Raw genomic sequence first — 12,648 nt, forward strand, 5'->3', positions numbered from 1 at the left:
TAAGAAAGGCTAAATTTACAAAAAAAAGAACGATATAGAGGGTGAAAAAGGTTTATTTGCGATTGCTGATTTTTTCTTTACTCATTTTCACTGCATGTAAGACGCATAGTGATAAGGAAGTAAAATCCAATGAAAATAATAGTAATGATGTTCTGGTGGATGAATTGCATCTACCTGCTAAAGTTAGTCGTGTATTGGGTCTTTGCCCTTCTTCTACTGAGATCCTTGCAAGTATTTGTCCTGAAAAATTAGTTGGGAGAACGCAAAATTGCAATTTTCCCCCATCTATTGAAACGCTTCCAATAGTGAACAATTATCCTCTTGATATAGAAGGGGTGATGAAACTCCGTCCTGATTTGGTATTAACTCTCGAAGGAATAACTCCAATGGATGATATAAAAAGGATAGAAGCTCTTGGAATTCCAGTCTATATTCAGAATTTTAAAACTGTAGATGAAGTGTTTGAAGGAATAAGAGATGTTGGTAAAATTTGTGGTGCGAAAGTAAAAGCTGATTTATTGGTTGATTCATTGACTCATATAAAGGATAGCTTATTAAGTCAAAGTTTTGGCGAGAAGCTATCTGCAATTAATATCATTTGGAACGCCCCGATATATGTTCATGGATATTATTCAATTATGACAGATAAACTCAGAATTGCCGGAATGAATAATATTATTGACTCTTCCTTTAAGAAAACTTCTCCTGAAGTAAGCCGTGAATATCTTCTTTCCAAAAATCCTGATGTGATGTTTTGTGCATTTTCAGATTATGAAAAAGATTTTTTTAATCTCTACCCTGAATTAAGAAGAATGAAATGCTACAGAAATAAGGCGATTTTTAAGATTACAGAAGATTTACAATCCAGGCCAGGACCACGAATATTGGAAGCTGTCATGGAACTTAAAAATATTTCGAAAAATGCCAGGTAAACTAATAGTACCAATACTAATAATATTAACGATCCTATTACTAGTCTTATCACTCAGAATCGGAACTTATAGTATCTCATTTAATGATTTGAAAGAAAGTCTCTTCCATTTTGATCGAAATAATGATGTTCATTATGTTTTAATAAAGCTAAGATTGCCAAGAATTATACTCGCATTTCTGGTTGGCGGAGCACTTGCCTTTAGTGGTTATTTAATTCAGATAATGGTAAATAATCCGCTTGCAGATCCATATCTGATGGGTACTGCTTCCGGAGCATCACTTGGGGCAAATTTAGTTTATATAGGATTAGTGCCATTTACAATTTTCGGTTTTCAAATGACTCCAGTATTTGCTTTTGCCGGTGCAGCCGGGGTTTCATTATTGGTCATTACACTTGCATATGAAAAAGGACATATTAATCCTGCTAAATTATTGCTCGCCGGAGTTGCCTTGTCTTCATTTCTGGTAGCATTTATTAGTTTATTAATCTTTTTCTCTGATACTGAAAGTAAGTTAAAAGCAGTCATTTTTTGGAGTATGGGTAGTTTCGAAAGAGCAAGTTGGGATTTTATTCCTCTATTAGGTGTTACTTTAGTTTTTTCAAATATTATATTCTTATTTTTTCAAAAACATATTAATATTTTGCTCCTGGGTGAAAGCCGTTCTTACACTTTAGGGTTAAAAGTTTCCCAACTCAGATGGTTTATTTTGATTTTTATCAGTTTAAATACTGGGTTTGCGGTGGCGACATCAGGCCCGATTGGATTTGTCGGGTTGTTTATTCCCCACTTTGTCAGGGCGTTATTTGGAATTACAGGAAAATTTAATATTCTGTATTCCTCCTGGATAGGCGGATTATTTATACTTGGTTGCGATTATGCTGCCAGACTAGCCTATCCGCCAGCTGGTTTACCAATCGGAATAATTACATCGTTTTTGGGAATTCCTTTCTTCGTATATTTGCTCCACAAAAGGAATTATTCCTTTTCCTGAATAATCTGTTAGAAAAAGATTTGATGATTTACGTTTCGAGAAAAGAACATTTTAATGCAGCGCATAAGCTGTATAATCCTAATTGGTCAGAGGAGAAAAACAAGGAGGTATTCGGACCATGTGCGAATTCAAACTGGCATGGACATAATTTTGATTTGACTGTTACAGTGAAAGGAACTCCTGATCCGGATACTGGTTTTGTAATTGATCTTAAAAAATTAAGCAAAATCATCCGAAGTGAAGTTGTTGAAAAGCTAGATCATAAAAATCTTAATCTGGATGTAGATTTTATGCGAGGCAAAATGGCCAGCACAGAAATTCTGGCAATGGAGATTTGGAAAATTCTTGATAAAGAAATTAAATCTATTTCTCAGGCTAAATTGCATTGTATCACTCTTTATGAGACGCCGAGAAACTTTGTTGAATATTATGGAGAGTAAAGGACTATCCATATGAAGTACTATGTAATATGTGGTGAAAGATCAGGAGATCTTCACGCATCTAATCTTTGCAAAGAAATTATCCGTCTGGATGGCAATGCTGATATCAGGGGAATTGGAGGAGATTATCTGGCCGAGACTGGGGTAACTTTATACTCTCATTTTAAAGATATTGCTTTCATGGGTTTTTGGGAAGTGTTTAAAAACCTAAATGCGATTAATAAGATCCTTGAAAAAACTAAAAGAGATATTCTTTCCTTCAAACCCGATGTTCTTATACTGGTTGACTTTGGAGGGTTCAATTTAAAGATTGCAGCTTTTGCAAAAGCTCAAGGCATAAAAGTTTATTACTACATTTCCCCAAAAGTGTGGGCCTGGAATCAGGGCAGAGCCAATAAAATCAAAAAGGTAGTGGATAAGATGTTTGTGATCCTGCCCTTTGAAAAGGATTTCTATAAGAAATTTGATTTTAATGTAGACTATGTTGGAAATCCAGTATTTGATGCAGTTGCAAATTTTAAATCTGATCCAGGATTTTTAAGTAAACATAACCTGGAAGGAAAACAATTGATTGGCGTTCTTCCTGGCAGCAGAAAGCAGGAAGTAGAAGCAACACTGCATTATATGGTTTCTGTACTGCCATCTTTTCCTGAGTTTACATTTGTCGTAGCAGGTGTCTCCAATTTACCTTCAGATTATTATGATAATTTTAAAAGGGAGGGTAGAGTAGCTGTTATATTTGATGAAACTTATGATTTATTATCACATGCTAAAGCAGCAGTTGTAACTTCAGGTACTGCAACACTGGAAACAGCGTTATTTGAAGTGCCTCAGGTAGTGGTTTATAAAACTAGTGCAGTTACCTACAGTATCGCTAAATTTCTTATAACTGTTAAGTTTATATCACTTGTTAATCTTATTGCAGGCTATGAGGTAGTAAAAGAATTAATCCAATCAGATTTCTCCCCGTCTAATTTGATTGCAGAATTAAAGAAGATTATATACGGCAAGGAAAGGCAAGATCAGTTAAATGGTTATGTTAAGATAAAAGAAATCCTTGAAGGTCCTGGCGCCTCGAAAAGAGCTGCGGAATTAATGGTGAAATATCTGAATGAAAAATAACCGAATGAATAAATAAAATAAAAAAAGGGCTTTTTTAAAAAGCCCTTTTTTTATTTATAACTTATAGTTTCTTATGCTGCTTTCAATTTACTGAATTTAGATTTTTCAATTTTTTCTACAGCGTAATCTCTGGTAATTACAAGTTTTTTAATTTCATCTTGAGATGGCAGTTCAAACATTGCATCAGTCATAACCGCTTCACATATCGATCTTAAACCTCTTGCCCCTAATTTGAAATTAACAGCTTTTTCAACTATGAAATCTAATGCTTCTTCTTCAAATTCAATCTCAATATCTTCCATCTTAAACAATTTTTTGTATTGTTTAACGATAGCATTTTTTGGTTGAGTCAAGATCATTCTCAATGTCTCTTTAGAAAGTGGCTCCAGATAAGTGAGCACAGGCAGCCTACCTATTAATTCAGGAATTAAACCGAAGGTTTTCAGATCCTGAGCTGTCACATATTGAAGAAGGTTTTCTTTATCGACAAAGGTCTGTTCTTTATTTGAAAAGCCAAGCGGCTGTGTGTTTAATCTGCTGCCAATCATTTTTGAGATACCGTCAAAAGCGCCACCGCAAATAAATAGGATGTTTTCGGTATTTACCGCAATCATTTTTTGATCCGGGTGTTTTCTTCCGCCTTGAGGAGGCACATTTACCTGCGTACCTTCCAGAAGTTTTAAAAGAGCTTGTTGTACGCCTTCTCCGCTCACATCTCTCGTGATGGAAGGATTGTCACCTTTACGGGCAATCTTATCAATCTCATCAATGTAAACAATACCTCTTTCTGCAGATTCTACATCATAATTAGCAGATTGTAAAAGCCTTGTTAATATACTTTCAACATCTTCTCCTACATAACCTGCTTCTGTAAGAACTGTAGCATCAGCGATACAGAATGGTACCTGAAGGATTTTAGCCAAAGTTCTGGCTATATAGGTTTTCCCCGTTCCTGTTTCTCCAACCATAATGATGTTCGACTTTTCAATCACTACATCATTTTCTTCCTGTTGCTGCATTAATCTTTTATAGTGATTATAAACAGCCACAGACATTACCTTTTTGGCCTCGTCTTGTCCCACGACAAACTGATCAAGAAACTTCTTCATTTCCGATGGTTTGATCAGGTTGAACTTAGGAACACTGTTTTTATTTTTGGTTTTAACTTCTTCGGAAAGTATTTGCTGAGACTGAGTGATACATCTGTCACATATGTGAGCATGTATCCCAGAAATCATTAGTGATACATCTTTTTTAGATCTTCCGCAAAATGAACAGGTGATTTGAGCCATTATTTTTGTTTTTCGTATTCCTTCCCTAATTAAAACATTGGGATATTTTTACCTTATACAAGGAATCAAAACATCCCAAATTTTAACAAAGGTTTTTTAAATTAAGTTTAATTATCGAGTTCTAAACAGAACCTCGTCAACAATTCCGTATTCTTTAGCCTCTGCTGATGTTAACCAGTAATCTCTGTCAGCATGTTTTTCGATAGTTGCATAGTCTTTGCCGCTATGATGAACAAGGATATCATAAAGTTCCTTCTTCAATTTAAGAATTTCTCTTGCAGTGATTTCTATGTCAGACGCTTGTCCCTGAACGCCTCCCAGTGGCTGGTGAATCATGATTCTTGAATGCTTCAAAGCTGATCTCTTGTTAGCAGCTCCTCCGCAAAGTAATACCGCTCCCATTGAAGCTGCCAATCCTGTACAGATTGTCGCTACATCAGGGTTGATATACTGCATTGTGTCATAAATACCAAGCCCGGCATAAACAGAACCTCCAGGACTATTGATGTACATAATCACATCTTTGTTTGAATCAGCTGATTCAAGGAACAATAATTGAGCTACAACAATATTGGAAACATAATCATCTATAGCAGTGCCAAGGAAGATAATTCTGTCTGCCATCAGACGTGAAAAAACGTCAATGACAGTCGCTCTCATCTGTCTTTCCTCAACAATATTAGGAGTCATATTATTAATGTATGGAAATGCAGTACTCTCAACTTGTTTAATGTATTGATCCACTACGTTGCTGCCAATATTCTGATCCTTAATGGCGAATTTTCTGAATTCTTCCTTATTTATCATTTTCATTTTTGTTAGTGTTGCACAAATGTAAAAAAAAAGTCCTTTTTACAAAGGACTTTCAAAAACTTTACCAATTAGAAATTATTGTCAAAACGTCAGTCTTGTGCTTCAGCAATCTTTCTGAATTCTTCAACATCTACACTCTTGTCAGCTATAGATATCTTTGTCTTTACGGTTTCAATAACCTTTTCGTTAACAAGCTGCTCATACATTTTAATGTAGTTTTTGCCATTGTCTTGTTTTAGGTAGTTGTCTGCAATTTTGTCAAAAGTTTCTTCAAGCTCTGCTCCAAATGCCATTCCGCCAAATTGCTGCTTTACCATCTCTTTTGTCTTGCCAATAATCTCTTCGTTCTCAGCTTTAATGTCGTTATCCTCGCTAATTTTATTTTTAATCAGAGTCCACTTCAACTCTTTAAGATATAAATCGAATTCTTTGTCTATCTGCTCCTGAGTTATTTTCCCATTATTAGAAACAAGCAACCATTTTTTCAAGAAGTCTGATGGTAATTCAATTTGAGTATTATCTACAAAATGTTTTCTGATCTGGTGGTTGATCAAAAGGTCAGACTCTCTTCCGTAATTTTCTTCTATAGTGCTCTTCAGTTTAGCCATGAATTCTTCTTCAGACTTCACTGCATCTTTACCAAATACTTTGTCAAAGAACTCCTGATTTAATTCAGCTGCTTCAGATCTGTTGATTTTAGAAACTGTTAGGCTAAAAATTCCTTGTTTTTTTTCTGCTTCTTCTTTTGACAGTCCTGTAACGTATGCTATATCAGCAGCATCATCAAAAGTTTTTTCAATTTCAAAAGTGACTTTGTCTTCTGGTTTTAAACCTACAAACTTCGATAACTCAGATTTCTTTATTTTGTTTGTAGGGAACAGGCTTTGAAATTCAAAGTCTCCGTTTTCTTCCTTCAAATTTCCATATATAAAGTCTCCTTCTGCAGAAACTTCTGGATTAGTTGATTGTCCAAACTGATTTTTAAGATTTTGAAGCGTTTCCTGAACAACTTTATCTTCAATTTTAATGTTGTTTTTGGTAAGCTTTACATTAGAAGATAGATCCAGGTTGAATTCGGGTACTAACCCTAAGTTGTAGTTGAATTCAAAATCTTTTTGAGTTTCCCAGTTAATGTTTTCCGATTTCTCAGAATCAGGAAGTGGTTCACCTATAATCGGAAGTTTGTTTTCTCTGATATATTTGGTGATAGAATCGCTTAGAATCTGGTTGATTTCATCAACTAGAATGCTCTTTCCATACATTTTTTCAACTAAAGAAGTCGGAACTTTTCCAGGTCTAAAACCTTTCAGTTGGACTTTCTTGCTGTATTCTTTTACCTTTTCAGCAACTTTTGGTCTGTAATCTGACTCATTAAGATTTACTTTTAGGGTTGCATTGGTGGCACTTTGTTTTTCTAATGTAATTTCCACTTTTGTCCGATTTTATTCTATTAACAATAAGGTACCGTGATTAATTTAAAAACCCTCAGAAGATTAATTCTGAGGGTTTCAGTGCGGATGGAGGGACTCGAACCCCCATGCCTCGCAGCGCTAGATCCTAAGTCTAGTGCGTCTACCAATTTCGCCACATCCGCATTGGTTTTTCCAAACTTGATTCGCTTTTTTGAACTTTATTTCTGTGCTGTTGTTCAAAATTGCGCTGCAAAGGTAGCAAAGAAATTATCTATCATGCAAGAAAATATTTCATTTTTTTTAAGTTTTTTTTCTTTTTATTGTTAAGTATATGAGAGACAGTTTAATATAATTTATAACGTATCGGATCTACTTCCGTAATACGAAATTACAGTTAATTCAAGTTTAAATAAAATAGCTTTTGCGTATTTTTGAGACATGCAGACGGTAGATATTGAAAAGGAAAATAAAGAAATTATTCGCAGGTATAGAAAGTTATTAAGGCACGCCAAACCCTTCCTGAAAGATGACGACGCGAAAATAATTAAAAAAGCTTTTTTTACTTCACTCCAGGCTCACAAGGATATGAGAAGGCGGTCAGGGGAGCCATATATATATCATCCCTTGGCTGTAGCTCAAATTGCCGTTGAGGAAATAGGATTGGGGACGACTTCAATCATTGCAGCTTTGCTACATGATGTGGTTGAGGACACGCATTTGGAGATAAGTGATATTGAAAGAGATTTTGGTCCAAAGGTCGCACGAATTATTGATGGACTTACTAAAATTTCAGGTGTCTTTGAACATGGAAGTTCTCAGCAAGCTGAAAACTTTCGGAAAATGATCCTTACTCTATCGGATGATGTTAGGGTTATTTTAATTAAGCTGGCGGATCGACTCCATAATATGCGTACTCTAGGCAGTATGCCTCGTGAAAAACAATTAAAGATTTCCAGTGAAACCATTTATCTATATGCTCCATTGGCTCATCGTCTTGGTTTGTATGCAATTAAGACAGAACTGGAAGATCTTTATTTAAAATATACTGATCCGGAAGTGTATCGAGGTATCGCTAGAAAAATTAATGAGACAAAATCAGCCCGCGATAAGTTTATCAAAGATTTTATCGAACCACTGCAGCTAACTCTGGATAAATCAAATTTTGAATTTATTGTAAAAGGAAGGCCCAAATCGATTTATTCTATTTGGAATAAAATAAGAAAACAGAATACTCCCTTTGAAGAAGTTTATGACCTTTTTGCAGTTCGAATCATCATTGATACTCCTTACGAGAATGAAAAAGCTGCATGTTGGAAAGCTTATTCTATCGTAACGGATTTTTACAAACCTAATCCGGATCGTCTCAGAGACTGGATCAGTACTCCTAAAGCCAATGGCTATGAATCCCTTCATACTACTGTGATGAGTAAATCTGGACAGTGGGTAGAAGTGCAAATTCGTACTAAAAGGATGGACGATATTGCAGAAAAGGGATATGCTGCACATTGGAAGTATAAGGAGGCTACGCAAAGTAAAAGCGAATCGGGATTAGAAGAATGGATCAAAAAGGTTAGAGAACTAATCGAAACAAATGATTCTTCTGCTCTGGAATTCATGGATGATTTCAGAACCAATCTATTTCATGAAGAAGTCTTTGTTTTTACTCCTAAAGGTGACCTTAAAATTCTGCCTCATGGAGCAACGACTCTTGATTTTGCATTTGAAATACACACACAGATAGGTATGCACTGTCTTGGAGCCAAAGTAAATCAGAAGCTTGTGCCTCTCAGCTATATACTGAATAATGGAGATCAGGTAGAAATCCTTACTTCAAGTAAACAGAAGCCAAGTGAAGACTGGCTTAAATTTGTTGTTAGTTCTAAGGCCAGAGCAAAGATTAAGGATTGTCTGAAGGAGGAAAAAAAGAAGATCGCTTCAGATGGTAAAGAAATTGTATTAAGAAAGCTTCATCAAATGAAGTTGGATTTGAACGCTGAAACTTTAAATCAGCTGTTAATCTATTTTAACATGAAATTTCCTTTGGATCTCTATTACGATATTGCCAAAGGAATTATAGATCCGAAAGAAATTAAGAAGTTTCAGGAACCAAAGGAGATTAAGAAGCCTGAAAAGAAAGAAGTTGTTGAACCTAAGCCTCAGGAACCAAAGAAAACCGGCGATCCCAATGCTGATCTTCTGCTTATTGGGGATGATATGGAAAAGATTGATTATAAACTTGCAAAATGCTGTAATCCTATTCCAGGTGATGATGTGTTTGGTTTTGTTACAGTAAATGAGGGAATTAAAATACATAGGACAACTTGTCCCAATGCAATTGAATTAATGTCACACTATGGCTACAGGGTTGTGAAGGCCAAATGGACAGCTCAAAAAGAACTTGCTTTTCTCACAGGATTAAAAATTAATGGAATGGACAGAGTAGGAATTGTTAATGATATTACAAGAATCATTTCCAATGAATTAAAAGTGAATATGAGAAGCATTACCATTGAAACAGAGGATGGAATGTTTGAAGGCCGAATCATGTTGTTTGTTCATGACACAAAACACCTTAATAAACTCATTATGAAATTAAAAAAGGTGCAGGATGTAATCACAGTAAACCGTTTTGAATCCTAAATAATAGGTATTTATTTGTAAATCAGATGTATATTTTTTGACAAGGTTGAAACTATTAGAGTTTTGACTTGTGATAGAAAAATTTATCTTTGTATCTTTGGAGGCTTTATGCAGCAGGCGAACGAAAATATTTTTAACGAGGTAAGGAAAATATTTACCGCATACCTTGAAAATAAGGGGCTTAGAAAAACCCCTGAAAGATTTGCTATATTAGAGGAGATCTATACCAGAAAAGGGCACTTTGATGTTGAATCTCTATACATAAGCATGAAAAACAAGAATTATCGTGTGAGCAGAGCAACTGTTTATAACACACTGGATATTCTTGTTGAATGTGATCTAGTAAGTAAGCACCAGTTTGGTAAAAATCTTGCTCAGTATGAAAAATCATTCGGATATCGTCAGCATGATCATTTAATTTGTACTGAATGTCATAAAGTCGTAGAGTTTTGCGACCCAAGAATTTATAATATACAGACAATGGTGGGCGAATTACTAAACTTTAAAGTTCTACACCATTCACTGATACTTTATGGGGAATGTAAAAACGCTCAATGCGAAAATAAAAAGGAAATTAAGGAAAAATGAAATACACTTCAGAAGTAAAGCAAAATATCTTGTCAATTCAGCTTCAAGGAGATCTCATTGGAGAAACGAATGGAATGGAATTAGTTGATCTCGTCAATGATAAAATAAACGAATCGATTATTTTGTGCAGCATTGATCTTTCTCAGATAAGGTACATGAATAGCAGTGGTATTGGAGTTTTAATAACCATTCTGACAAAGTTTAGAAACAAAGGAGGAGAAGTTGTATTAGTAAGCCCTTCAGAGCAAATCAAAAAATTACTCATCATTACCAAGTTGAATGCTATTTTTTTAATAGTTAATTCACAAGAAGAAGCAATTCAAAAACTTATTCAAAAATAAATATTAAAAATAATGGCTGTAGATATTTTGTTGGGACTTCAGTGGGGGGATGAAGGAAAAGGTAAAATAGTAGATTTTATTGCTCCGCGTTATCAGGTAGTTGCTCGCTTTCAAGGTGGGCCTAATGCAGGACACACTCTGGAGTTTGATGGTATAAAACATGTTCTCCATCAGATTCCTTCAGGGATTTTTCATGATTCTATTATAAATATCATAGGAAATGGTGTAGTATTAGATGCTATCATATTTAAAAAGGAAATAGATGGTCTGAAAAAGTATAATGTTAATTTTAACAAGAACCTTTTCATTTCCAAAAAAGCTCAGTTAATAATTCCTTCGCATAGACTATTAGATGCAGCTTCTGAAAATTCTAAAGGTGAAAAGAAAATAGGTTCAACGTTAAAAGGTATAGGACCAACTTACCAAGACAAAATAGCAAGGCAAGGACTTCGAGTAGGTGACATTATTGCTTCAGATTTCAAAGCTAAATATCAGAAGTTAAGAGATGCTCATAAGACAATTCTTGACTTTTATCAATTTGATTATAGTAATCTTGAATCTCTTGAAAAGGAGTTTTTTGAAGCTATTGATCATTTGAGAACATTTAACTTTGTTGATAGCGAATATTTCATTAATAAGCTTATATCTGAAAAGAAAACTATTCTTGCCGAAGGTGCTCAAGGATCTCTTCTTGATATAGATTTTGGTTCTTATCCTTTTGTAACTTCGTCAAATACTATGGCAGCAGGTGCTTGCACTGGTTTAGGAATTGCTCCATCACACGTAGGTGAAGTTTTGGGAATCTTCAAAGCTTATTGCACAAGAGTAGGGGGAGGGCCATTTCCAACTGAGTTAGATAATGAGCAAGGAGAAACATTAAGAAAACAGGGTAATGAATTTGGTTCTACAACTGGCCGACCAAGACGTTGTGGATGGATAGATTTACCAGCTCTTAAATATGCAATAATGCTGAATGGTGTAACACAATTATTAATGATGAAAGTTGATGTCCTTAATGCATTTGAAGAGATTAAAGTATGTACTCATTATAAATTGAAAGATGGCAGCATTGTAGATACTCTACCTTTTGATATTGTTGAGACGGATTTAACTCCAATATACAAGACTTTCAAAGGCTGGAATAAATCAATTAGTGATTATTCAAATTCAGAAAATCTTCCTCTTGAGCTTAATGAGTATATACAATATATAGAGTCAGAACTTAATGTACCTGTGACTTTAATTTCTTTAGGTCCTGATAGAAAGCAAACTATTTTAAGAAATATCATTACTGCTTAGATAAGAATTATTGAGCTATTGTTTTCCGCAAAGAGGTTTAATGCCTGTTTGCGGTTTTTTTATTCTCATTTGTTGACATCCATTTATCATTAGATGAGAGAGTTAATCGAATTTTTGAAAAATTACTTTTATGAGTTGTTAATAATGTGGATAAATAGATTGGTTGTATTATTGACATATTTGGAATTATCACTAAGTTTGTATCCCTCAAAGCTGGATGGGCTAAAAAAAAGAGGAATGTTGAAATATTTTAAATTTTCTTTGGGAGTGATTAGAAAAAGTGTTATTTTTGTCTCCCTCAAATTCAAAATTTAATAACTAATCAAAAAGCAGTAGGCTTTTGAGAATTTTACTGAAGGAAGTATAACTCGGAAATAGATAAAGAGTTTTAAGAATTGTAAAATAAATTTTTAAAATTTCTTGACACGAGTTGATAAGTTTCTTACCTTTGCACCCGCTAAATGAGAGAGGGTTTAAGTGAAGTGGTTTAGTGAAGCTGATTGAGAAGAAATTAGCGACGAATATCGAGACTCAAAAGAGAGTGAGTAGATAAAAAGTTCTTTGAGAATATTGAAATGAATAGCGAACCGCTTGAGGACAAAGTCAATTTGTTTTTGAGAAATTAAAAAAGAGTAGTCACGCGGTCAAACAGACATTAAGCTATAGTAATATAGCCCGTATCATTCACGAGTTTAGTAGGTCTGATACGAGAAAAATACTTTACAATGGAGAGTTTGATCCTGGCTCAGGATGAACGCTAGCGGCAGGCCTAATA

The 12,648-nt window shown here is 34.7% G+C and carries 11 protein-coding genes and 1 tRNA gene; 8 read left to right on the forward strand and 4 right to left on the reverse strand.

Annotated elements, in window-relative coordinates; genetic code table 11:
* Positions 1–41: 41 nt before the first annotated feature.
* Genes K350_RS0117515 through lpxB form a run of 4 tightly spaced genes read left to right on the forward strand, consistent with a single transcriptional unit; the run spans position 42 to position 3,488 of the window.
* Positions 42–932 (forward strand): ABC transporter substrate-binding protein, encoded by an 891-nt coding sequence (locus tag K350_RS0117515; protein ID WP_028981015.1) that lies wholly within the window; start codon positions 42–44, stop codon positions 930–932.
* On the forward strand, positions 922–1,926 hold the full coding sequence (locus tag K350_RS0117520) for a FecCD family ABC transporter permease (protein ID WP_028981016.1): 1,005 nt from the start codon (positions 922–924) through the stop codon (positions 1,924–1,926). Before K350_RS0117515 ends, K350_RS0117520 begins: the two co-directional genes overlap by 11 nt.
* Before the next feature lie 23 nt (positions 1,927–1,949).
* Positions 1,950–2,366: a 6-pyruvoyl trahydropterin synthase family protein gene (locus K350_RS0117525; protein ID WP_028981017.1), complete on the forward strand. Its 417-nt coding sequence runs from the start codon at positions 1,950–1,952 to the stop codon at positions 2,364–2,366.
* A gap of 12 nt (positions 2,367–2,378) precedes the next feature.
* Positions 2,379–3,488: a lipid-A-disaccharide synthase gene (gene lpxB / locus K350_RS0117530; RefSeq protein ID WP_028981018.1), complete on the forward strand. Its 1,110-nt coding sequence runs from the start codon at positions 2,379–2,381 to the stop codon at positions 3,486–3,488.
* A 71-nt stretch (positions 3,489–3,559) separates the two neighbouring features.
* Here the strand turns inward: lpxB and clpX are convergent, their stop codons facing one another.
* The 4 genes from clpX to K350_RS0117550 form a co-directional block, all read right to left on the reverse strand.
* Positions 3,560–4,780: an ATP-dependent Clp protease ATP-binding subunit ClpX gene (clpX, locus tag K350_RS0117535; RefSeq protein WP_028981019.1), complete on the reverse strand. Its 1,221-nt coding sequence runs from the start codon at positions 4,778–4,780 to the stop codon at positions 3,560–3,562.
* Between the two features lie 111 nt (positions 4,781–4,891).
* Positions 4,892–5,587 carry an ATP-dependent Clp protease proteolytic subunit gene (locus K350_RS0117540; protein WP_028981020.1) on the reverse strand — a complete coding sequence of 232 codons (696 nt, stop codon included), beginning with the start codon at positions 5,585–5,587 and terminating at the stop codon, positions 4,892–4,894.
* A 95-nt stretch (positions 5,588–5,682) separates the two neighbouring features.
* Entirely contained in the window at positions 5,683–7,023 is a 1,341-nt protein-coding gene (gene tig, locus K350_RS0117545) for a trigger factor (protein WP_028981021.1), read from the reverse strand.
* Positions 7,024–7,105: 82 nt separating this feature from the next.
* Positions 7,106–7,187 (reverse strand) — tRNA-Leu (locus K350_RS0117550).
* A 256-nt stretch (positions 7,188–7,443) separates the two neighbouring features.
* Between K350_RS0117550 and K350_RS0117555 the strand changes: the two genes are divergently transcribed.
* The 4 genes from K350_RS0117555 to K350_RS0117570 all read left to right on the forward strand — a co-directional run bounded on the left by K350_RS0117555 (position 7,444) and on the right by K350_RS0117570 (position 11,873).
* The gene (locus K350_RS0117555) at positions 7,444–9,645 is read left to right on the forward strand and encodes a RelA/SpoT family protein (protein ID WP_028981022.1); all 2,202 of its coding nucleotides are present in this window, start codon (positions 7,444–7,446) and stop codon (positions 9,643–9,645) included.
* 108 nt (positions 9,646–9,753) lie between these two features.
* Positions 9,754–10,233 carry a Fur family transcriptional regulator gene (locus K350_RS0117560; protein WP_037576200.1) on the forward strand — a complete coding sequence of 160 codons (480 nt, stop codon included), beginning with the start codon at positions 9,754–9,756 and terminating at the stop codon, positions 10,231–10,233.
* Complete coding sequence (locus K350_RS0117565) at positions 10,230–10,574, forward strand: STAS domain-containing protein (RefSeq protein WP_028981024.1); 345 nt, start codon at positions 10,230–10,232, stop codon at positions 10,572–10,574. Before K350_RS0117560 ends, K350_RS0117565 begins: the two co-directional genes overlap by 4 nt.
* A gap of 12 nt (positions 10,575–10,586) precedes the next feature.
* Positions 10,587–11,873 carry an adenylosuccinate synthase gene (locus K350_RS0117570; protein WP_028981025.1) on the forward strand — a complete coding sequence of 429 codons (1,287 nt, stop codon included), beginning with the start codon at positions 10,587–10,589 and terminating at the stop codon, positions 11,871–11,873.
* Positions 11,874–12,648: the final 775 nt, after the last annotated feature.

The organism is Sporocytophaga myxococcoides DSM 11118, assembly GCF_000426725.1.
GTDB lineage: Bacteria > Bacteroidota > Bacteroidia > Cytophagales > Cytophagaceae > Sporocytophaga > Sporocytophaga myxococcoides.